The sequence below is a fragment of the Hoylesella shahii genome (genome assembly GCF_937990675.1).
Classification (GTDB): Bacteria; Bacteroidota; Bacteroidia; order Bacteroidales; family Bacteroidaceae; genus Prevotella; species Prevotella shahii.
In genome coordinates, this window is record NZ_CALKQY010000041.1 from 62,071 (window position 1) to 85,215 (window position 23,145).

Below are 23,145 nucleotides of genomic sequence, written 5' to 3' on the forward strand. Positions count from 1 at the left end.
TAACTTAACGTAGACTGCTACGCCTGCATTATAAAGACAGACAAGATGCTCGACAATAAAACAACCTATTTAGGCTCTAATGACCAATTTGGGTTAAATCTTAACTTGACAACTCGTCAATTTGTTTACTCGTATCCTCGTTTTCTCATCAACCAATCAGTTAAATATCACCTATTACTCCCCCTTCCCCCTTATAATGGGGTAGGGGTGTCATTTTTTTTATCAGTAAACAATGGAGAAACGTACACTTCCTGTGGTGGGATTGGCTTGCTCGGCCTGTTCTGCCAACGTAGAAAAGAAACTTAATTCGCTATCGGGCGTAAAAAGTGCATCGGTAAATCTGCTGGCGCGAACGGCTTTGGTGGAATATGATGCCACAGAAATAAGTCTGGAAAAGATGAAAAGTGAGGTCAACGCCATTGGTTACGACCTTGTGATAGAGAGCAATCGTTCGGTCGAAGCCATCGAAAGGCGCGAGTTGCAGCTGTTAAAACAATCCACACTTCTTTCGTGGGTCTTCGCCATATTGTGCATGTGCGTGTCGATGGGGTGGCTAAATCTGGGTGGAAAGGCTATGAACAACCAGGTGGCTTTGCTCTTGGCCTTGGCCAATTTCGTGGTGTGTGGTCGTGGCTTTTTCGTTAAGTCGTGGCAGCAATTGCGCCATGCGTCGGCCAATATGGATACACTGGTGGCCTTATCCACAGGCATTGCCTTTGTGTTCAGTGCGTTTAACACCTTTTGGGGCGATGCCGTTTGGAGTGTTCGAGGCATTGAATGGCACACCTATTTTGATGCTTCGGTGATGATTATCACCTTTGTACTTACTGGTCGTTTATTAGAAGAGCGTGCTAAAAGCGAAACGGCAGGCAGTATTAGACAGCTAATGGGACTGGCACCCAAGACTGCCCGACTCGTTGAAGCTGGCGAAATACGCGATGTCCCCATTGCAACTATAGCCGTGGGCGATGTGTTGGAAGTGCGAGCAGGCGATAAAGTGCCCGTTGATGGTATCGTAACTCAAGCCGAAAGCTTTATGACCGAGGGCGGCGCATATGTAGACGAGAGTATGATAACTGGCGAACCTAGCCCCGCTTTAAAGCAAAAAGGGGCGCGGGTGCTGGCAGGAACGGTTGTATCGCAAGGCAAATTTAGGTTTAAGGCACAACAAATTGGCGAACAAACGGCCTTGGCTCAAATCATCAAGATGGTGCAAGAGGCACAAGGAAGCAAAGCCCCCGTGCAGCGCGTAGTAGACCGTGTGGCGCGTGTTTTTGTGCCCGCGGTGGCTTTGATAGCCCTTGTCACCTTCCTTTTGTGGTGGCTGGTGGGCGGAAATGCGGCCCTTCCGCAAGCCATTCTCTCGGCCGTGGCCGTGCTGGTTATTGCTTGTCCCTGTGCCATGGGCTTAGCCACGCCCACTGCTTTGATGGTGGCCATTGGCAAAGCAGCGCAGATGAATGTGCTGATAAAAGATGCGGCTGCACTTGAAAGTTTGAAAACGGTTAACGCGATGGTGATAGACAAAACGGGAACGCTCACCATTCCTAATCAGAATATCGACTTTACCAAGGCCGACGACCTACCACTTGAAATGCGCGAGACCCTTAAACCCCATGCCGAAGAGGCTATGACCGAGTTGCAAAACATGGGCATCGAGGTGTATATGATGAGTGGCGACAAGGATGAGGCCGCGCATTATTGGGCTGAAAAGGCGGGAATAAAACACTATCGCAGTAGGGTTTTGCCACAGGATAAGGAGAACATGGTGCGCCAACTGCAAGCCGAGGGCAAGCGGGTGGCGATGGTTGGCGACGGCATCAACGACACGCAGGCATTGGCTTTGGCCGATGTGGGCATCGCGATGGGGCGCGGAACGGACGTGGCAATGGATGCAGCGCAGGCCACTTTGATGGGCGACGACCTACGCCGACTGCCCCAAGCCATACGCCTAAGCCGTAAAACAACGGCTATGATTGGGCAAAATCTGTTTTGGGCCTTTATATATAATGTGGTGTGCATACCGCTTGCGGCAGGTGTGCCCCATCTTTTCGGCATCAATTTCCAGATAACGCCCATGTGGGCCAGTGCTCTTATGGCTTTTTCTAGCGTAAGTGTGGTGCTCAACAGCTTGCGTTTGAAGTTGGCCAAATAGCTTTCGTAGAATAACTTAACCCTCTAAATAAAGATAATATGCAGAGAAAACGTTTTGCTATTTTTAGTCGTGGGCTAGCTTTGGTGCTGTCATTGATGTTGGTTTTGTGTGTGCAGGTGGCCTTTGCCGACCGGCCTTTGAAGTTGTTGGCCATCGGAAACAGCTTTTCGGAAGATGCCATTGAGCAGAACCTCTTTGAGTTGGCGGCTGCTACGGGGCATCAGATGGTTATCGGCAACATGTATATTGGCGGTTGTTCGCTTGAAAGACATTGGGGAAATGCGCAGAGCAACAAACCCGATTACGACTACCGCAAGATAGGAATAGACGGTAAAATGACCCGTACGGCCAACTATACGCTCGACAAGGCTTTGCGCGACGAGCAGTGGGATTACGTTAGCTTGCAACAGGTTAGTCAGCTTTCGGGCATGTACAGCAGTTTCCAACCCCATTTAGACAGTCTTATCGCCTACGTTCGGGCGCGTGTTCCCGCCACCACTAAGCTGATATGGCACGTTACTTGGGCATACGCACAGAACTCAACGCATGGCGGATTTGCCAACTACGACCGCAATCAGGACAAGATGTATCGTGCCATCGTTGAGGGTGCACAACGCTTGAAGAAAGAAAACGCACAGTTTAGCCTCTTTGTTCCCGTGGGCACGGCCATTCAAAATGCCCGCACCTCGTTTGTTGGCGACCATCTTAACCGTGACGGTTTCCACCTCGACCTGGTGTTGGGACGTTATACGGCGGCCTGCACCTGGTTCGAATGCCTGTTCGGAACGAAAGTTGTTGGCAACAGATATGCACCAAAGGGACTTAATAAGGCCCAGATAGCGGTGGCGCAATGGGCGGCGCACCTCGCTGTTGAACTACCTTTTGAATGTTCGCCAATAGATATTGTCAACACCGCCACAAAGGTTTCGGCAGGCGGACTGGTTGAAAAGAAATAGAATGAAATCAGGCGTGAAATACCTTTAAGGTACATTACGCCTGATTTTTGTTTAGCCCAAACGGGTGAAGTGGACGTTTTGCTTGCATGGTAAGCACGTGGCTACCATGTTTAGAATGGTGTTGGGCGTGTAGGTTCGTAAACATGTACGTTGCAATCTAACGCCTTTTATTCGGCAAATTCAGCCTTTTGGCCTATTGCTTAACCTCTATAAGCGTGGTTTGGTTACCGTTTACAAACAACGCCTGCTGGTTGGTGATGGGTTTTAACCTCAGCTTGGCATATTTGACAAGCATTTTTTCGGTAACTTCTTCGAAAGGGAAACTCTTGTAATGGGGGAGCGGATAGAAGTCTACCAGTCCCAAACCCTCGAACGATTTTAATTGCGGTGCAGCCTTTTCTGCTACATCCATGTCTTTTGCGTACGAAATGTTCGGTGCCATAATAATTGAACCGGCCGACTCGCCAATGTAGGGTTTGCCTCCTTTCACTTGTTCGAGTATAATGGTTTTTGCACCACTCTTTTCCAATTCTTGTAGTAGGTAAAACGTGTTTCCGCCCGAAACATAAATCAAGTTGCAACTTTGCAGTGTGCGTTCGATTAAATCCTTGGGCGCGCCACTCACGTCCAACACTTCAATATTTAATCCCAAATTCTCGAAAGCCTCTTTGGCTTCGTCAACGTAGTCGGTATATTCTTCGAACAAACTTGCGGTAGGGATGAACGCCAACTTCTTACCTTTCAAGTCGCCACCTACAAACTGGGGTGTGAAAGACGAAACAGCGGCAAAATAGGAGCATAAGAATAGTTTAACCATCATTTGAATGTTATTTGTGAATAGATAGGAGGGATGTTGGCCTCTGTGGGGCTTTCCCATCTTTATATAGGTGTTTAAACCGCCTGTTGGTTAAGCCGTTAACGCGTGGTGTAATTAACTTTCCGACATGTTCAACGGCTTCCAAAATTAATAAAAACCAGCGGACAAGCAAAAGAAACGCGAAAAAAGTTGTACCTTTGCAGCCACAATTAAAAATAGAGTGCTTGGTAAACCTCTTTAAAAACAAGAATTATGAACAACAAGGATAATCAAGTGAGTGTGCTGTTCATGCTTTTCAGCATACTCTTTTGCGTTTGCTTGATAGCGGCAAACGTGTTAGAAACAAAGCAAATAGCGTTTGGTTCAATCAGTTTGACAGGTGGATTAATCGTATTCCCTGTGTCGTACATCATCAACGATTGTGTATGCGAGGTTTGGGGATACAAAAAAACGCGCATGTTGATATGGATTGGCTTTGCCATGAACTTCTTTTTCGTGACGCTTGGAGCCATCTGCGACGTGATACCTGGTGCACCTTACTGGACCAATAATGATGGGTTTCATCAGATTTTTGGCCTCGCTCCACGCATAGCGTTCGCTTCTTTCCTCGCATTCATTTGTGGCTCTTTTGTTAATGCTTATATAATGAGCAAGATGAAACTGTCGTCGGGTGGTAAAAACTTCTCGTTGCGCGCTGTGGTTAGCACTATTTTCGGCGAGTCGGTAGACTCAATCATCTTCTTTCCCTTGGCGTTGTGGGGTGTTGTTCCCACCGAAGAATTGCCTTGGTTGATGCTTTGGCAGGTGATTTTGAAAACCGCTTACGAGATTGTTGCGTTGCCTTTGACCATTCGTTTGGTGCGTTATGTAAAGCAACACGAGAAGGTTGATACTTACGACAACGATGTAAACTATAGCATTTGGCGTGTGTTGAGTATATAGTTTGTGAGTTGATGAGTTGATGAGTTTATAAGTTGGTGAGTTTGTGAGTTGATTAGTTTGTGAGTTAATAAGTTTTTGAGTTGATTAGTTTGTGAGTTAATGAGTTAATGAGTTTTAAAGTTGATAAGCTTTTGGACTTTTAGCTTATGAACTTGTGAATGATATGGTTTCTAAGGCTCACCAACTTAACAACTTATAAACTTATAAACCCAAGAAAGATAACAAAATGGAAAAGAATAGAGAAACCGAAGGCTTAAAATCGTTGGGAAGTAGCACCAAATACAGCATGGATTATGCACCCGAAGTGTTGGAAACATTCGAAAATAAGCATCCCGAAAATGATTACTGGGTAAGGTTTAATTGCCCAGAATTTACCTCGCTGTGCCCTATTACAGGCCAACCCGACTTTGCCGAAATACGTATTTCTTACGTTCCCAACGTGCGAATGGTTGAGAGTAAGAGCTTAAAGTTATATCTCTTTAGCTTTCGTAACCATGGAGATTTTCATGAAGACTGTGTGAACATCATCATGAAAGACCTCATAAAGCTGATGAATCCCAAGTATATTGAGGTGGTTGGACTGTTCACTCCTCGAGGTGGCATCAGCATTTACCCCTATGCCAACTACGGAATGCCTAACACAAAGTACGCTGAAATGGCCGAAAAGCGTTTTGCTGAGTATGGTGGTTAAGTTGTGTTCACCTGAATTTGTGATTTGCAAGTTGGATAGCTAACGCGTAAACACAGCTTTTGGTTGAGCAAGTTGCCGGGCAACAAATTTGTTTTTAAACGAGTTGACCAATAAACAAGTGGCGAGTAAAGTATTTGTAGCTCCCAAACTTGTTTATTGGCCAACTCGTTTTCTTGTTAACAAACGCCTTGTTAACAGTTTATCCCCCCTTTTATCCTGCAAGCAGCACCATCAATCCGCCTATTACAATGTACAAAGCCGCATAGGGAAGGGCCGATTTTAGTATCTCGCCATCCTTGCCAGGCATGTCGCAAGCCGCCGTTGCAATAGCAATACTCTGTGGCGAAATCATTTTACCGCCTGTTGCCCCAGTGGTATTTGCAGCCACTATCCAATTGGGGTTGGCGTGATGAAGCTGAGTTGCCACGTTGGCTTGCAATTTAGCAAAGAGAATATTCGATGATGTGTCGCTACCAGTAACGAATGTTCCGATGGCACCGATTAGCGGAGCAAACAGCGGGTAAGCCTTCCCTGTGATGCTTGCAAGCGTGTCGGCGATAACAATTATCATACCCGAATAGTTCATTATGGCAGCCAAAGACACGAGCGAGATAATCGTAATCGTGGTTTTGCGAAGGTTTACCACCGTGCGGGCCAACGTTACGAGCAACTCTTTGGGCGAAACTCCCTGCACCAAACCGCCCAACACCGTGCCCAGAAACAGCATTAGGCCAGCATTGCCAATCCACGCAAACGAGAAAGCGGTGCCTGGAGCATGGATGGGCAAAGCAATTCGCGACACCAGCGTAGACTTTAAGAAAGTGTTAATGGATGGAAAGAGTGGTCCCGAAATCAATATAAACAATAAAATGAAGGCATATACCGCCCAGGCCATAAGCGTTTGACTGGCTGTGTAAGCCTTTTCGCTCTCCGTTTTCTTCTTTGGCGCAAACACTTTAGCATAAACCACAATGGCCACAATGGCTGCAAGCGACCCAATGATGGCAGGAGTTTCGGCTCCCAGATGGAGAGCCACGAGATATTGCGTGCCAAACGACACCACTCCAACCCATAACGAGAGCCACAAATTTTTGAATATGGCGCTCTTACTGTGATTGGTAAGTGTAAGGATGATAAAAGGAAGAACGAAATAAAGCAACGACAATTGCAGCACGGCATAAACAGAAAGTTGCGAGATAAGTGCTTGCGAGGCTGCTCCACCAGGGGCAATTTCGTTGGCCAGTGTTATCACTGGCACGCCCACCGCACCAAATCCCGTGGGCACGGTGTTAGCAATGAGCGACACCAATGCGCTGAACAGTGGTTTATAGCCTAAAGAAATAAGTATCGCTGCGGGTATGGCAACAGCCGTTCCAAAGCCTGCCATGCCCTCAAGCAGTCCGCCAAAACCCCAAACAAGCATCAACACCGTGATGCCATCATCGTCTGAAAACGAAGTGAATTGCGCCTTGATAACCTCTATTTGTTTGCTTTGTACCAGCACATTATAGCTAAATAGTGCCATCATAATGATGATAAGGATGGGGAACACCGATTTGAGCGTGCCCTCCACAAAAGCCCATGCCACGCCCATTTGCGTAAAACCCTGTGGCGCAAACTGCATGGCAGGCGCCAAAAACACGGCAATGGCGGCCGTGATGAGTAAGCAAATAAAGGCACTTCGGTGGCCTGCCATCTTGAAACCAAGCATCAAGACGAATAGCAGAACGATGGGAAGGATAGAAACTAGTGCGGCCATAAGGAGTTGTTTTGTTGGTTATAGTGGTTGTTGCAGGCTTGTGTTGCGTTTTTGTTTGTTGTCTGTGGTCTGCAAAGCATGTGGCAAATGTAATAAAAAATACTGATAAATGCAGCGTTGTTGTCATAAAAAGTGATGGGGCGAATGCACTTTAAAAGAACATTCGCCCCATTCTATGGTTTAAGTCTACGACGATTTAGTCGTTATAGTCGGCCACAATCTCGCAAATATTTGTGATTACGTTCATGGCTTTTTCCATCACCTGCACCGAGACAAACTCGTATGGGCCGTGGAAGTTAACGCCTCCAGCAAAGATGTTGGGGCAAGGCAAACCCTTATAGCTCAGTTGTGCTCCATCCGTTCCGCCTCTAATGGGTTTCACTTTGGGCGAAACGCCACTTTGCATCATGGCTTGTAGAACGATGTCTATTACATGCATGTTGGGGTCAATCTTCTCCTTCATGTTGTAATATTGGTCGTTTAGCAGCACTTCAACCGTTCCTTCGCCGTATTTTTCGTTCATGATGCGTGCGCATTTTTCGAAAAACGCCTTACGGTCTTCAAACTTATCGCGGTCGTGGTCGCGTATAATATAGCTCAGTTTAGCCGCTTCGGTGCTTGTTTGCATGCCAATGAGGTGAAAAAATCCCTCGTATCCCTCTGTTGTTTCAGGCGTTTCGTCGTGGGGAAGCATAGCACAGAACTCGCAAGCAAGTCTACTAGCGTTAATCATTTTCCCTTTAGCATAGCCAGGGTGCACGCTAACGCCTTTGATATTCACTTTTGCCGAGGCCGCATTAAAGTTTTCGTATTCCAGTTCTCCCAGGTCTCCGCCATCGATAGTGTAGGCCCATTCGCATCCAAACTTTTCAACATTAAAGTGGTGTGCACCCTTTCCAATCTCTTCATCGGGATTAAAGGCCACGCGAATATCGCCATGTTTCACCTCGTTATGGTCGCGCAACCAGCACATGGCTTGCATAATTTCAGCAATACCGGCCTTATCGTCGGCTCCTAGAAGCGTTGTACCATCGGTAACAATGAGGTCTTCGCCCACATGACTTTTTAGTTCGGGGAATTTTGTTGGCGACGACACGATACCTGGCGACAATTCTATGTCGCCACCATCGTAATTCTTCACGATGCGTGCCTTTACGTCTTTGCCACTGCTGTCGGGGCTAGTGTCGTAGTGAGAGATAAAACCGATAGTTGGTATTTTTTTCTTGCAGTTGGCTTTCAGCGTTCCATAGAGATAGCCCATTTCGTCCATCTCCACATCGCTAAGCCCTTCTCGCTCCATTTCTTTTTTAAGATATTCAGCGAAAACAAGTTGTTTCGGGGTGCTCGGAACCGACTCCGAACTGTCGTCCGACTGTGTGTCGAACTTGGTATAATTAATAAATCTTTCTGTTATTTCCATGTTTGGTTTTAAGTTTGAACGAGCCACGGAATAGGGCTTTTTCTCCTTTTTGCGTGGTTTGGCATTTGCTTTGGCGCTTCTTTCGTGTTGCTATTTTATATGGTGTATGCTTCTGTTTGGTGCATTCCTTTTATTCAAAAGTTGCGTTTGGCAGCTGTTCAGCCGTTCGTGTGGGTTTATTTCCTTTTGATGTTAATGTATTTATCTATATTTTTGCCCAATAAAGGCGTCTGCACACCAATGTTCGTCGCAAAGATAAAGCCTTTGGCTTGCAGTTGGTTTTGCAAAGATACGAAATGTTTCAAAAAGGCAAAACAAAAGGGCAAAATCTTTTGTCTTATATCTGACTTGCTGAGATTGCCAGTAGAACATATTAGATTTAGTTTTGTATAAGAAATTTATCTGTTATGGATGATTGTAAATTCATTTTAATTAGAGGTTATTTTAGATGTTCTATTAAAGGGCGCATCTTTTGGTCATATTTCTCATTTCCAAAATTAACAATGAAAAGATTTCTTTTACATCGTGTCAATCCTGTATATAAAAGTTCGTCAAATGAAAGGTTGAAATATGTTGTCTTTTCGTATTGAGGCTCTATTATAAGGAATATAACTTCACTTTCCCATCCTTTAAATGAATTGATGGTTGAAATCTTGATAGTTCCAGAATTCATCCAGAAATGGAACTTCTTGTTGTCGCGGATGGTTTTATAGTTTGAGTTGTAGACTTTTGTTTTAAACGGGGACAGCTCAATATTATAATGTTTGACGAATGCACAAAAAGCTTCAATTGAAATACCACAGGCTTCACATTCTTCTTTTAAACGATTATTGAATGTATTGGGAAATGATGAGTAAAGGTCGTATATCGTTAGCAATTTAGCTATGTGCTGGCGCAATTTAATTATATCATTCTCAAATAATTCGTTCCTTTTGGGAAACATTTTTTTGCTCAAGTAATTAGAAATGTTCTTGAACCAGTTATCAGCATTGTTCAGGTCTTTTCCAAAATAGTTAAGGTGTACCATATACATGGCTTCTATAGTTTCTAACATAGATTTTGTGTGTTCACGCGAAGCATAACGGTAGTAGCAATCAAAGAGTCGTAGATGATTTGCTGTATAGCCAAGTATAGTTATGTCATTAGGAGAAATATTGTTAGTGTTATTAAGAATACAACTTCTAATAATGGTGTATAGAGAAGCAATTGTATCCGCATTTGAAAGATAAGTATAGTTAATTAATCCTTCTTTTTGTTGTTCGTGACCAAAGAAAGTCCAACTTCCATTTTCACTAAAGTCATCAATGTCGTATTTGTCACAGAAGATATTGCGTTGAAAGGATTGTGCCAAGTCTCTAACTTTGAGATCAGAACGGTAACAATACTTTAATTCATTCACGCCACGTACATTGGTAACAACATCTTTTCCTATCACCATTTGTCCGTATATGTTTTGTTTTACATCTCCAAATAGCACATAATCTCCCTGTGGATCGCGGAAATAATTCTTTATAATCTCCATCCATGTTCGGTTATAGTCCTGAATTTCATCAATAAATACTGCATCGTATTTTGTTATTCCCGCGTTGTGTTTTTCAAAGAGCGATATATTTGAATAATAGTGTTCATCTAAATATTGTCCGATTCTATCTGCTGGATAATCTTCAGGAATGTCAAATTCAATGTTAAGATTGTTTAATTCTGCATTAATAAAAGAGTGATAATTGATGATGATAAAGTTATTCATAGGAAATTCTTCATCAACCTTCATCAATTTGTCATGTATAAAGTTCTTAAGTGTTATGTTATAGGTCAGTATAAGAATTCGAGGGTTATTGTTCCTAGTTTGAGCTCGTTTATATGCTTGTACAGCTCTTGCTGCCAATACGGTTGTTTTACCAGAGCCAAATACCCCTTTAACTCGCTGTTCTAAATTTGTGGAATAAATTATTTCTCTTTGTTTTGGTGAGTAATTATAGGGAATACCCTGCTCTTTCAGATGTATAGAAGGTGATAGAATGCGTTTAAAACTCTTATATATGTCTTCTGTGAAAAGAAAAGAATGTTTGTTTCTACTCAGGTATCTTTTCAGAAGTATTATATTGAAATGTTCTTTTTCGAGGCAATCATTGCCTATTAAGTCTATGTTGTATTTTAGAAAATCTTGGTATTTTCTATCCTCTTTGTACGGTTGAACCAATAAATTATCTATTTCGTTTTGAGAAGCACAGTGAAAATAAATTGCACAAGTAACAAAGTTAAAGCTTCTGATATCATTTATTCTCTTTTCAAGCAATTTGTCAACATGTAGGTCGAAAAGATTATTCTTGTATTTAAGAACCTGATCAATAGGTGACTTAACATGGGCGTTAGTTGGAGAGTAAACCCATTTTTTCTTCTCATTCACGATGAAGTGGTCAAGATTCCAATCTTTAACTTCAATCACCATTACGCCATTACCCTCACGCATGATAATTACATCTGGGCGGTCTCCATTCAGATATGGGTTAAAATACACCTCATATGAGTCATCTAACGATTGTTGCAAGAAGTTCAGCAAGGTTAATTCACCATCAGTGGGAGGAATTTTAAATTTAGAGATTGTTTCCATTGAAGGGTAAAAAATGGCCATGTCTGTATAAGTTGGTGGATAGTTAAAATATAAGAAGATCTTAATGTTCGGAGAACTAAAGAAAGAGGAACGCCTTAGCATTCCTCCTTTTGTGACCCCGGCGGGATTCAAACCCACGACTTCAGGAACCGGAATCCTGCGTTCTATTCAGCTGAACTACGAGGCCTTTGTTACTTATTGCGCTGCAAAAGTAAGCATTTTTGTTGGTTTGAGCAAATGGTTTGACGCTAAATATAAAGGCGGTTTGGGGTTATCTGCATGGCGGTGAAATATTTAGCAAGGCCACTTGCTGAGATGAAGCAACTGTGGTGAGGGCGAAAGAGACTTTTATGATGTATGTAATTAAGGGATATTAGGTTGCTAATTGATGTAGTTTTGTGGCGCTATATAACAAATTGTATTATTCTTTTCGGTGTTTTGCCCATTTATTGTTTATTTTGCTACCTTTGTACAGCAAAATAATATTTCGTAAGATGAGTACATTGATAAAGCCAAATGGTTACCATGCACACTTAGACAAAGTGAGAACGGAGCAAGCAATAAAGCTGATAAAGGACTTTTTTCAGCAAAATCTTTCCACCGAACTGCGCTTGCGCCGCGTTACGGCACCGCTTTTCGTGATGCAAGGGCTGGGCATTAACGACGACCTTAACGGCATCGAACGTCCCGTTACGTTCCCCATAAAAGACTTGGGCGACGCGCGTGCCGAGGTGGTGCATTCGCTGGCCAAGTGGAAACGCCTAACGTTGGCCGAATATAAGATAAAACCAGGCTATGGCATTTACACGGATATGAACGCCATTAGGGCCGATGAGGAGTTGGATAATCTGCATTCGCTCTATGTAGACCAGTGGGATTGGGAAATGGTTATCACTCCCGAACAGCGCACCTTGCACTTCTTGGAACAAACGGTGCGCCGCATTTATGCTGCCATTTTACGCACCGAGTATCTCACTTGCGAAACTTATCCCGGTTTGCAGCCGTTTCTGCCTGCCGATATTCATATTGTGCACAGCGAAGAATTGCTGCAGATGTATCCCAATCTTACAGCAAAAGAACGCGAAGACGCCATTTGCCAAAAGTATGGCGCTGTGTTTATTGTGGGTATTGGGGGCGAGCTTAGCGATGGTAAACCACACGATGGACGCGCGCCCGACTATGATGACTGGTCGACAGAGGCCGAAAATGGCCGCTTTGGACTTAATGGCGACATCCTTATATGGTATCCAGTGCTGGGGCGTTCGGTGGAATTGTCGTCGATGGGCATACGTGTTAACGATGAGGCTTTGTTGCGACAACTGCAGATTAGAGGCCAAGAGCATCGTGCACAATTATATTTTCATCGACAATTGCTTTCGGGTAAACTGCCTTTATGTATAGGCGGTGGCATCGGACAAAGTCGCTTGTGTATGGTTTTACTGCAAAAGGCGCATGTGGGCGAAATTCAAGCCAGTATCTGGAGCGACGAAATGCGCGCCGAATGCCAAGCTGCGGGCATGCCATTGATTTAATCCAAATCTGTAGGTACACTGTTTGGTGCATGTTTTATGGTGCATTCATTGTGGCTCGTGTCTTTGTTTGGCTCGATATTGCAAGGTTTATAGGTAGATGAGATTGTAAAATATTTGTACTAAATTTTAACATTATGAGTGCCTTCGCCGTAAAAAATCTGGGCGTTGGGCTTATTTGTACGCGTATTTTTAAAGTTTGTAACCGTTTGATTTACTGATGGTTGTGGTGAAAAAAGCGAAAATTGCGCCCTTTTTACGTGTAAAAGGCGTACAAAGCATGGTAAAACGCTTTGTAAAAAGCAGCAAGCAGATTTTCTTTTAAATCGAGGAAATAGGCCATAAATACTATTGTTTAAGCCATTTTTTGTGTCTTTTAGAAGCTATTTGCAGCAAATTGCCCTGCGTTTAGCAGCAAAACACCTTGCGTTTTGTTGCTAAATGCATTGCGTTTTGTTGCTAAATGCACTGCGTTTTGCTGCTAAATGCAAGGTGTTTTGGTGCTAATTGGCCAGTAAAGTCAAGTGTTTTTGCTGCATTTTTTGGTTGTTGCGAATGCAAAATTTCGAGATTTTTCTTCAAAGAGAAAGGCAAAAACATAGTGTTTTGCAAATGCGAGCGGGGAGAAGCGCTTGTTGTTAGTCGCAAATCTTGTCTGTTTTGCGCATTTTATATCGCTTTTACGAGTAGATTTTTTCTAGAATGTTTCGGCTAGAAAGTGTGTTTTGTAAAATATATTTACCTAATTAACAATTTTGTGTTACATGCTTAGTTCAAAACAAGTTGCTTGTTACGTGGCATTGGTCAGCATCTTGGCATAAGATGAAAATAAGGAGCAACGATGCACACAGCCACAAAACAAATCGCCCATGGCTATTTACCACGAAGTAAACAGCCATGGGCCACCCTAAATGTATCATTATTAAGCGAGTTCCAGGCCCAGTGCGTTGCGCAGTTTGTCGATGGCAGGATTAGCTTTAAGCATGTTTTCGTAAATTTCTTTTTTAGAAAGAATACGCTTCATCTCCTCCATCTTGGCCAATCGGATGTGCAATTTCAGTTGTCCGTTGTGCAAGTATTTCGCCAGTCCGCCTTCAATGCGTGTTCTGATATTGTTCACCTCTTCCATCACAATTTCGTTATCGGCCAGCACCTCGATGTTGGGGAAGTCGGTAATGCGTGGTTGCATGTTCTTCATGCGCGTAGCAATGGCCACCATAGCTGGCGGCATGCGGTTGCAAAGGGCCATCCATTGCAGTTCAAGTTCTTCTTGCGAGAACACGTTGCACTCTTCTTTATTTGTAATCTCCTCTTCTTTCACCACTCCCATTTTTTCCGGTCCGCGTTTAAGGTCGGCAAACGAAGTACCCAAGTTGTGCAATTTCAGTTTCCCTGTAGGCATTCCGGTGCGTATTGGGTTGGCAGTGGGTGTGCTACTGGTTTGATGCGAAGTTGTTGTAGCAGTATTGGCAGGGTTGGGAGACGCGGTAGCGAGCGCGATTATCGTTTCGGTGCGCGTTGCCGATGTAGTGCGCGCCATTGTTTTTTCCCCACCGACCACCTGTTGAGCCGGTTTAGGTTGGGGAGAGGCAAGTTTTCTGAACAGGGATTTCAAGCTCTTGGGGCTACGCCCCGCAGCAGGTTCGTCTTCGGGTTGCGTTATTTGCGCCACTTGTATAAGCGTAAGTTCCACCAGAAGTCGCTTATTGCTGCTTGCTCGATATTGAATATCGCATTGGTTCATCACCTGCAAGGCCTTATAAAGAAAAGGAGTGGGGCATTTTTGAGCCTGTGCTTTAAAGCGTTCGCGTTGTCGTGCGCTCACTTCGAGCAGAGGCAAGGTGCTCTCGTCTTTGGCCATGAGCACATTGCGCACATGCGAAGCCAAGCCGTTAACTAGGTTTCCACCATCAAAGCCTTTAGCAATGATGTTGTTTACCAGCAGCATGATGTCGCTCACTTTGTTTTCAATGGCCAGGTCTATGATGTTAAAATAATTATCGCTATCAAGCACATTGAGGTCGGCAATCACGCTTTCGTAGGTGAGATTGCCTTGAGCAAAGCTCGCTGCTTGGTCGAAAATAGATAGTGCGTCGCGCATGCCTCCGTCTGCTTTTTCGGCAATCACTGCCAGCGCTTCTTCTTCGTAGGCAATGCCTTCTTTTTCGGCCACGCCTTTAAGGTGGTCGATAATTCCCGGAACAGTCATTCGCTCGAAGTCGTAAATTTGGCATCTCGACAAGATAGTGGGTAAAATCTTGTGCTTTTCGGTAGTAGCCAAAATAAAGATGACATGAGCAGGAGGCTCTTCCAGTGTTTTAAGAAAGGCGTTAAAGGCCGCCGTAGAGAGCATGTGCACCTCATCGATGATGAAAACCTTGTATTTACCCACCTGTGGTGGAATGCGTGTTTGGTCCATCAGCGTTTTGATGTTCTCAACCGAGTTGTTACTGGCCGCGTCGAGTTCGAAGATGTTGTACGAACGTTGGTCGTTAAAGGCATCGCAGCTTTCGCAATGGTTACATGCTTCGCCCGCTTCGGTTGGTGTAAGGCAGTTAATGGCTTTAGCAAAGATGCGTGCGCAGGTGGTTTTGCCCACCCCTCGCGGACCGCAAAAGAGGTATGCGTGGGCCAGTTTTCCGCTTTTCACCGCGTTTTTCAGCGTTGTGGTAAGAGCCGATTGGCCCACCACCGAGTCGAAAGACATGGGGCGGTATTTGCGTGCCGATACGATATATTCTCCCATACGTAGAAGTGTTGTGTTGCTTAATGTGTTTGGTAAAGGCCCAAGGAATGGTGTTTAGGGCCGTTAGTGGGGCGTGGTTTTGCCCATGTTGCAAAGTTACGCATTATTTTTGGCTTTTCTTTTTGTTCGCGCCTTTTTATTGTTGGGGCGCAATATACGGCGTGTGCGTCAAGGCTCAAAAGCTATTGCGAAGTGGCCAAAAAGTAGTTGCAGTAGAATTATTTACACAATAAGTGTGCCCGTGGTGCGTGGCGATTGAAAAAAAAGTTGTAAGTTTGCAACAAATATCTAAGCTATAATGAGCAGCAAATGGACTGAACTGGGGAAGATGCTTAACCACTATCGTTACTTAATCGTAATAGTAGTGGGCATACTTATCGTTGTGTTTATCGACGATAACAGCATTATGCGCCGTTTTCAGTACGAACTACAGATAAGTGATTTAAAGAAACAAATAAAAGAATATAATGAACGGCACAACACCGACTCGGAAAGGCTACGCCAATTGAGGCGCGACCCCAAAGCCATTGAGAAGATAGCGCGTGAGCGCTACTTTATGAAAACCGACGACGAAGATATCTATGTGCTGAGCGACGATGAGAAACCTACACAAAAACAAGATGAAACAACTGAATAAAATACAAACTATTGTGTTTGCCGTGGGTGGTGTGCTGATGGTTATTGGTGCTGGCTGCTTTGCTTTTATGTGGCACCAGCAGGTGGTTTGTTGGCTGTTTTTGGCTGGAGCGGTTATGTTCAGCCTGATGCAATCAATGCAAACCTATGAAGGCAGCGACTTTGTGCTGCGCCGATTAAAACGCATTCAGAGCGTGGCCAACATCTTTTTTATGCTTTCGGGCATATTAATGGTAGACACCGCCTTTATGTTTTTTCGCCCCATTTTTAATAGTGCTATTACCTATGTAGACTATTTGTACAATAAATGGGTGGTGTTGCTGCTCATTGCAGCCTTTTTAGAGATATATACTGTGCATCGCATAGATTCAGAAATGAAGAAATGCAAAAATAAATAAACCTTAAGCACCGCTACACCTCTTTATATATAAGTACGCCAAAAGCTGTTATGAAGCATTAGAGAATTTCTCAAAAAATACTTAAAAGACGGCTTAATGAATTAAATAGACTGAAATTAATTCGAAAACCCATAAAAGCGTATTATCTTTGTGAAACCAGACAGAAACAATCAACTTATGGAAAAACTTCTATATACATTGCTCGCGTTGGCGCTGCTTACATCATGTGGAGGCAGTTATAACATCGAAGGCACTTCCAATATTTCAACCCTTGACGGCCGAAAGCTATACCTGAAAGTGCTAAAAGATAATGAATACAAGAAACTTGACTCGTGTGACGTGGTGCATGGCAAGTTTGGATTCTCTGGCTCGCTAGACTCTGTGTGCATCGCTAATATCTTTATGGATGACGAAAGCGTGCTGCCTCTGGTGCTGGAAGATGGAAAAATCTTGGTGAAACTTGACGATGCACAACAAAGTGTGTCGGGAACGCCGCTAAACGATAAACTGTTTAAGTTCTTTAATAAGTATAACCAACTTAAAAATCAAGAACAAGAACTGCTGCATAAGCACGACCAAGCCATTATGAATGGTAGCAATATGGATGTGGTTAACGCTCGGCTGAACAGCGAAGCCGAACGCCTGTCGGGGCTTGAGGATAGGCTCATCACATCTTTTGTATGCGAAAACTTCGACAACGTGCTAGGTCCTGGCGTGTTTTTTATGGTTACTATAGGCTATGATTACCCTGAACTAACCCCATGGATTGAAGACATCATGAGCAAAGCCACTGATAAGTTTAAGAACGATGCTTATGTGAAAGACTATTATGCCAAGGCGCAAGAGAACCAGCAGATTATGAATGGCATGAAAGATGTGCCCGTGTCTAATAGCGCATCTACCACAACAACGCCTCCTGTGGCACCTGCGCCCACGCCAAACGATTTGGCTAAGCCTGCAAAATAATGAAAACACTAATTTACGGTGCTACGATAGTAAACGAGGGAAGGGCATTTAAAGGATGCTTAACCCTTGACAACGACCTGATAGAAAGTGTTGTTGAAGGCGAAGAAGTGCCACAAGGCACGTTTCAACGAAGGATTGATGCCACGGGATGTGTGGTTATGCCAGGCGTGATAGACGACCATGTGCATTTCCGCGAACCCGGATTAACAGCTAAAGCCGACCTAGAGAGCGAGAGTAGAGCTGCTGCATACGGAGGCGTAACAACGTTTTTCGAAATGCCCAACACACTTCCGCAAACCACAACACTCGAAGCACTGAACCAAAAACTGGAGCTTGCACAACACAAGAGCCATGTTAATTATAGCTTCTTCTTTGGAGCAACCAACCAAAACGCTGCCCTCTTTGAGCAGTTAGACACTAAGCGCCTGCCAGGCATAAAGCTTTTTATGGGCGCTAGCACAGGAAACATGCTGGTGGATAGGCTTGAGACGCTTGAAATAATATTTAAGAACGCCCCGCTGCCCATCATGACGCATTGTGAAGACACTGTGCTGATTAACCAAAATATGGCCGAAGCCAAACGCTTGTATGGCGACGACCCTGCCATTGAGCATCATCCCCAAATAAGAAACGAAGAGGCTTGCTTCCGTTCGTCGGCATTGGCCGTGGAACTGGCCACCAAATATGGTGCACAACTGCATGTGGCGCACCTCACCACCGCACGCGAATTACAACTGTTTGGTCATCATCCGCTTATCACAGCCGAAGCTGTGATTGCCCATTTATGGTTTTGCGATGACGATTATCGCACACGTGGCACAAGGATTAAATGTAATCCTGCAGTGAAAACACGGGCCGACCGCGAGGCTTTGCGGGCAGCATTAACCGATGGACGCATCACGGTGGTGGGTACCGACCATGCGCCGCATCTGCTTTCTGATAAAATGGGTGGGGCGGGCAAAGCTGCTTCGGGCATGCCGATGGTGCAATTCTCGCTGCCTGCAATGCTCGAACTATGCGAAAAAGGTGTGCTAAGGATTGAAAGGGTGGTGGAACTGATGTGCCATGCACCGGCGCGATTGTTCGCAGTGAGCAAACGCGGATTTATTAAACCAGGATATAAGGCCGATTTGGCCATTGTTAAACGGGGCGAAGCTTGGACAGTGAACCAGGATTGCATACAAAGCAAATGCCAATGGAGCCCAATGGAGGGCGAACAATTTCGGTGGCGGGTGGTAACAACCATCTGTAACGGGCATCTTTTGCTTGATGAAAACGGCATGTTTGATGCCCAATATCATGGCGAAGAGGTGAAGTTCGAACATTGATGGGCTAATGTGGCGCATGCGCCTTGATGCTGTTAACCCCCAAAATATATTGCTATAATACAGAGATGATATTAAAATATAAAGTCAACGAACTGCGCCCATATATCAGTTGGCTATACTTTTTCCACACATGGGGCATGAGTGGGAAACCCAAAGAAGAGAAAGAGAAGTTGCGCAACGAGGCCGAAGAGATGCTCGATATGATGGAAACGCGGTATGAAACGTTTGCCGTTTTTGATATTTTCGATGCCAACAGCGATGGCGACGACCTCCTTATAGGCGATAAACGCCTGCCCTTGCTGCGCCAACAGAAACCAAGAAGCGCTGGGGCACCCAATCTTTGCTTGGCCGACTTTGTGCGGCCGCTGGCCAGTGGCATAAAAGATAAGGTGGGAGCCTTTGCCACAACGATAGACCCAAGCATAGAACACGACTTCAAAAGCGATGATTATCAGCAGATGATGGCTAAAGTGTTGGGTGAAAGATTGGCCGAGGCAACAGCCGAACGCATGCACGAAGAGGTGCGAAAACATTATTGGGGCTATGCGCCTGATGAGAATTTCGACCCACAAGAGTTGCTTAAAGAGCCTTATCAAGGTATTAGGCCAGCCGTGGGCTATCCCTCGATGCCCGACACTAGCGTAAATTTTCTGCTCAACGAACTTATTGATATGGGGCAAATAGGCATACATCTAACCCCCACAGGCATGATGCAACCGCATGCAAGCGTGTCGGGACTAATGTTTGCACACCCCAAATCACAGTATTTTGATTTAGGAAAAATAGGCGAAGACCAACTAGCCGACTACGCCAAACGCCGTGGCGTTCCGTTGAATATGATAAAGAAATTTGTGCAGTAAGCGCAATAGGGCGTAAATAGAATATTAAGCAAGTGATTTTAAGAATACTCATACCTCTATTATTAGTAATCCTCTTGCCCGATCTCTATATCGAACGGCGCAATTGGAAAAGTAAACGCAAGGCAAAATGGCCTATGCGCACGCTCAGATGGATGATAACTCTGGGCATGGTGGCGTTTACTATCGTGATGGCAACAGCTAAAAACTTCATTCCGGACAGCGTTGAGGTGCTCAACATCTTTATCGTTTGTCTGGGATTGCTTGTTGTTCCTAAATTTGTTTACGTGTGTTGCGCCATCGTGGGGCGTGCCATCGCACGCATGCAGCACTCCACAACAAACTGGGGAAAGGCTGTTGGCTATATGTTGGCGTTGTGTTGTATCTGCTTTTTTGCTTACGGATGGACCATCGAAGCCAATCGCTTAGTTGTAAAGCAAGTTGAAATCTACTCGCCCGACCTGCCAGAGGCTTTCGATGGCTATCGCATAGTGCAGTTTAGCGATGCGCATGTGGGTAGTTTTGTAGGCAGACATGCACACTTTTTAGAGCGAGCAGTAGACACAATTATGGCTCAACACGCTGATGCTATCGTGTTTACGGGCGACTTGCAGAATGTGCAGCCCTCAGAATTATATCCTTTTCGCCAACTCTTAAGCAGCATTAACGCTCGCGATGGGGTGTACTCGGTACTTGGAAATCACGATTACAGCATGTATTTCAACGGAGATGAGGCCGTGAAGATAGCCAACGAGCGCGAAATGGTGTCGCGACAACGTCAGTTTGGATGGTACTTGTTGCTTAACGAACATCGAGTGATACATCGTGGAGCCGACTCGATCGTGGTGGCTGGTACCGAAAACGATGGCAAACCGCCATTCCCCAAACGCTCAGACCTGGCTAAGGCCCTCAAAGGGGTGAACAAAAACGCTTTCGTGTTATTGCTTCAGCACGACCCCTCGTCGTGGGAACGCAGCATATTACCCAGTAGCAACGTGCAAGTAACACTCTCGGGGCACACCCATGGCGGACAAGTAGATATGTTTGGATTGCGCCCCACACGCATATTACTTCATCAAGACAAGGGACTATACACTCAAGGACAACGCTCGCTCTTTATTTCTTCGGGATTGGGAGGAGTTGTTCGCTTCCGTTTCGGCGTTCCACCCGAGGTGGTAGTTATCACCTTGCGCCGCGGACAGGTGCAGTAGGTAGTACGGTAGTAAAGGAGTAAGTAGTAAAGGAGTAAGTAAAAAAGGAGTAAGTGGGCTAAGGATTAAATTAAATGCTTGTGTGGAAGCTTAGTATATCAGTCAGCAAGTAGTTGAATAAATCCCAAATAAGCTCTTTATAGCTTTGCTAGCTTGTTAACTTGTTAAGCATTAAGCTTGTTAGCTGTTCGACTTGTGAACCCATCAATATCTCATAGAAACAACAATGTTAATTATCTATCGTATCTATCAGTTGTTAGTGGCTTATCCATTAATAATCTTGGCCACAGCGTTAACAGCCCTCGTAACCATCGTGGGGTGCTTTTTAGGCAACGGACACGTTTGGGGTTACTATCCAGGTAAATGCTGGTCGTGGTTTGTTATTCGCATATTGTTCTTACCCATTAAGGTAGAAGGTCGTGAAAATCTACAGCCTGGGCAATCGTATGTGTTTGCAGCCAACCACCAAGGAGCATTCGATATCTTTATGATTTATGGCTTTTTGGGTCGCAACTTTAAATGGATGATGAAGCAATCGCTCCGCAAAATCCCCCTAGTGGGTAAGGCTTGTGAGGCCGCACACCATATCTTTGTAGACAAACGCAGTGCCTCGAAGATAAAGAAAACCATCGACGAAGCTCGGCAAACCCTAAAGAATGGCATGTCGTTGGTGATTTTCCCCGAAGGCGCACGCACCTTTACAGGCCATATGGGCGTGTTTAGACGGGGAGCTTTTATGTTGGCCGACGAGTTGCAATTACCCATTGTGCCAGTAACCATCAACGGATCGTTCGACGTTATGCCACGAACACGCGACCTAAAATGGGCTAGATGGCACAGGTTAAGGCTCACAATACACGCCCCGATAATGCCAATTTCGCAAGGACCAGACAATATCAAGTTTCTAGAACAGCAAAGTTATGAGGTGATAATGAACGGACTTGTGCCCCAATATCAAGGCTTTGAATACAATCCCGACCAATAATCGCACCCTTGTTATCAAAAAACACGCACGTTGCGCTTTGAACTTCTAAGAAATAACCTTACCTTTGCAAAAGTAGAACCAACACAGAACACGGCATGAACACAAGCGACAGCATCGTTATCATCCCTACTTATAACGAAAAAGAAAACATTGAGAAAATTATTCGAGCCGTCTTTGCACTCGAAAAATGTTTCCATATCCTTGTTATCGACGACGGAAGTCCCGACGGAACGGCCGCCATTGTGCGCCGACTGATGGAAACCGAGTTTGGCGAACGTTTGTTTATGCTTGAGCGAAAAGGCAAACAGGGATTGGGAACAGCCTATATCACGGGCTTTAAGTGGGCGCTAGAACGCGACTATCAGTATATCTTTGAGATGGATGCCGACTTTAGTCACGACCCAACAGACTTGCCTCGGCTTTATTCGGCCTGCCATGACGAAGGCTTTGATGTGGCTATTGGGTCGCGTTATGTTAGTGGTGTAAACGTTGTAAACTGGCCTATCGGGCGTGTACTGATGAGTTATTTCGCCTCTAAGTACGTGCGTTTCGTCACTGGTTTCACGGTTCACGACACCACAGCGGGCTTTAAATGCTACCGTCGCAGGGTACTTCAAACCATCCCGCTCGACGAAGTGCGTTTCAAAGGCTATGGTTTCCAAATCGAAATGAAATACACCGCTTATAAAATAGGCTTTAAAATAAAAGAAGTTCCCGTTATCTTTGTCAACCGACGAGAAGGAACAAGCAAAATGAGTGGAGGCATATTTGGTGAAGCTTTCTTTGGAGTGATGCGTTTAAGACTCGATGGATGGCTTCGTAAATATCCCCCAATAAAAGAATGAACACCCATGGGTGAACATGAAAAGGAGTGGAAAGCACTTGCGGCTTCCACTCCTTTTCATGGCATTATGAGTTTGTACGATTATGAGTTAGTGAGTTTATGAGTTGCTGAGTTATTGAACTTGTTTATTGCTCGATACGATAATTAGTCCTCCCTTATAAACCTAATATTTCTCTGATTCATAGCATATTATACTATAAATTATTTGCTTATATCTGCAAGTTTTTGTACCTTTACAATATAATTCTTGCAGATATTTATGCTTAAACGTACATCCAAACAGCTCTCTTTGTT

18 protein-coding genes and 1 tRNA gene are annotated in these 23,145 nt (G+C 44.6%); 13 read left to right on the plus strand and 6 right to left on the minus strand.

All coding sequences use genetic code 11. From position 1 onward, the window contains the following. The first annotated feature begins 232 nt into the window (after positions 1 to 232). Complete coding sequence (locus QME03_RS06140) at positions 233 to 2,155, plus strand: heavy metal translocating P-type ATPase (protein WP_281723795.1); 1,923 nt, start codon at positions 233 to 235, stop codon at positions 2,153 to 2,155. 38 nt (positions 2,156 to 2,193) lie between these two features. After that, positions 2,194 to 3,111, plus strand: a complete 918-nt coding sequence (locus tag QME03_RS06145) for a DUF4886 domain-containing protein (protein WP_273148511.1) — start codon at positions 2,194 to 2,196, stop codon at positions 3,109 to 3,111. Positions 3,112 to 3,304: 193 nt separating this feature from the next. Here QME03_RS06145 and QME03_RS06150 read toward each other — a convergent pair whose 3' ends face one another. Continuing rightward, complete coding sequence (locus QME03_RS06150) at positions 3,305 to 3,931, minus strand: Type 1 glutamine amidotransferase-like domain-containing protein (protein ID WP_281723796.1); 627 nt, start codon at positions 3,929 to 3,931, stop codon at positions 3,305 to 3,307. Positions 3,932 to 4,180: 249 nt separating this feature from the next. Between QME03_RS06150 and QME03_RS06155 the strand changes: the two genes are divergently transcribed. After that, entirely contained in the window at positions 4,181 to 4,870 is a 690-nt protein-coding gene (locus QME03_RS06155) for a queuosine precursor transporter (protein ID WP_110369956.1), read from the plus strand. A gap of 226 nt (positions 4,871 to 5,096) precedes the next feature. Next, positions 5,097 to 5,561 carry a preQ(1) synthase gene (gene queF, locus QME03_RS06160; protein ID WP_025815245.1) on the plus strand — a complete coding sequence of 155 codons (465 nt, stop codon included), beginning with the start codon at positions 5,097 to 5,099 and terminating at the stop codon, positions 5,559 to 5,561. 211 nt (positions 5,562 to 5,772) lie between these two features. On the opposite strand, the gene QME03_RS06165 is transcribed toward queF, so the two are convergent. From QME03_RS06165 to QME03_RS06180, 4 genes are all read right to left on the minus strand, one after another. After that, the gene (locus tag QME03_RS06165; RefSeq protein ID WP_281723797.1) at positions 5,773 to 7,320 is read right to left on the minus strand and encodes an L-lactate permease; all 1,548 of its coding nucleotides are present in this window, start codon (positions 7,318 to 7,320) and stop codon (positions 5,773 to 5,775) included. Between the two features lie 196 nt (positions 7,321 to 7,516). Beyond that, positions 7,517 to 8,740, minus strand: coding sequence for a peptidase T (gene pepT / locus QME03_RS06170; protein WP_273148177.1), 1,224 nt, complete (start codon positions 8,738 to 8,740; stop codon positions 7,517 to 7,519). Positions 8,741 to 9,179: 439 nt separating this feature from the next. Next, the gene (locus tag QME03_RS06175; protein ID WP_281723798.1) at positions 9,180 to 11,351 is read right to left on the minus strand and encodes a nuclease-related domain-containing DEAD/DEAH box helicase; all 2,172 of its coding nucleotides are present in this window, start codon (positions 11,349 to 11,351) and stop codon (positions 9,180 to 9,182) included. 113 nt (positions 11,352 to 11,464) lie between these two features. Next, positions 11,465 to 11,538 (minus strand) — tRNA-Arg (locus QME03_RS06180). Between the two features lie 307 nt (positions 11,539 to 11,845). Between QME03_RS06180 and asnA the strand changes: the two genes are divergently transcribed. Further along, the gene (asnA, locus tag QME03_RS06185) at positions 11,846 to 12,883 is read left to right on the plus strand and encodes an aspartate--ammonia ligase (RefSeq protein ID WP_025815252.1); all 1,038 of its coding nucleotides are present in this window, start codon (positions 11,846 to 11,848) and stop codon (positions 12,881 to 12,883) included. A gap of 919 nt (positions 12,884 to 13,802) precedes the next feature. Here asnA and QME03_RS06190 read toward each other — a convergent pair. After that, complete coding sequence (locus tag QME03_RS06190) at positions 13,803 to 15,626, minus strand: DNA polymerase III subunit gamma/tau (protein ID WP_281723799.1); 1,824 nt, start codon at positions 15,624 to 15,626, stop codon at positions 13,803 to 13,805. Positions 15,627 to 15,924: 298 nt separating this feature from the next. Here QME03_RS06190 and QME03_RS06195 point away from each other — a divergent pair, with 298 nt between their 5' ends. The 8 genes from QME03_RS06195 to QME03_RS06230 all read left to right on the plus strand — a co-directional run bounded on the left by QME03_RS06195 (position 15,925) and on the right by QME03_RS06230 (position 22,852). Next, the gene (locus QME03_RS06195) at positions 15,925 to 16,263 is read left to right on the plus strand and encodes an FtsB family cell division protein (RefSeq protein ID WP_281723800.1); all 339 of its coding nucleotides are present in this window, start codon (positions 15,925 to 15,927) and stop codon (positions 16,261 to 16,263) included. Next, entirely contained in the window at positions 16,247 to 16,660 is a 414-nt protein-coding gene (locus tag QME03_RS06200; protein ID WP_025815254.1) for a hypothetical protein, read from the plus strand. Before QME03_RS06195 ends, QME03_RS06200 begins: the two co-directional genes overlap by 17 nt. A 177-nt stretch (positions 16,661 to 16,837) precedes the next feature. After that, a complete protein-coding gene (locus tag QME03_RS06205; RefSeq protein WP_281723801.1) occupies positions 16,838 to 17,626 on the plus strand; it encodes a DUF4369 domain-containing protein in 789 nt (262 codons plus the stop codon). Next, complete coding sequence (locus QME03_RS06210) at positions 17,626 to 18,954, plus strand: dihydroorotase (RefSeq protein WP_281723802.1); 1,329 nt, start codon at positions 17,626 to 17,628, stop codon at positions 18,952 to 18,954. Before QME03_RS06205 ends, QME03_RS06210 begins: the two co-directional genes overlap by 1 nt. A gap of 65 nt (positions 18,955 to 19,019) precedes the next feature. Further along, complete coding sequence (locus QME03_RS06215) at positions 19,020 to 19,814, plus strand: vitamin B12 dependent-methionine synthase activation domain-containing protein (protein WP_281723803.1); 795 nt, start codon at positions 19,020 to 19,022, stop codon at positions 19,812 to 19,814. Between the two features lie 32 nt (positions 19,815 to 19,846). Continuing rightward, positions 19,847 to 21,022 carry a metallophosphoesterase gene (locus tag QME03_RS06220; RefSeq protein WP_281723804.1) on the plus strand — a complete coding sequence of 392 codons (1,176 nt, stop codon included), beginning with the start codon at positions 19,847 to 19,849 and terminating at the stop codon, positions 21,020 to 21,022. 226 nt (positions 21,023 to 21,248) lie between these two features. Continuing rightward, complete coding sequence (locus QME03_RS06225) at positions 21,249 to 22,007, plus strand: lysophospholipid acyltransferase family protein (RefSeq protein WP_274946728.1); 759 nt, start codon at positions 21,249 to 21,251, stop codon at positions 22,005 to 22,007. A gap of 95 nt (positions 22,008 to 22,102) precedes the next feature. Next, on the plus strand, positions 22,103 to 22,852 hold the full coding sequence (locus QME03_RS06230; RefSeq protein WP_025815260.1) for a polyprenol monophosphomannose synthase: 750 nt from the start codon (positions 22,103 to 22,105) through the stop codon (positions 22,850 to 22,852). The last annotated feature ends 293 nt before the right edge of the window (positions 22,853 to 23,145 follow it).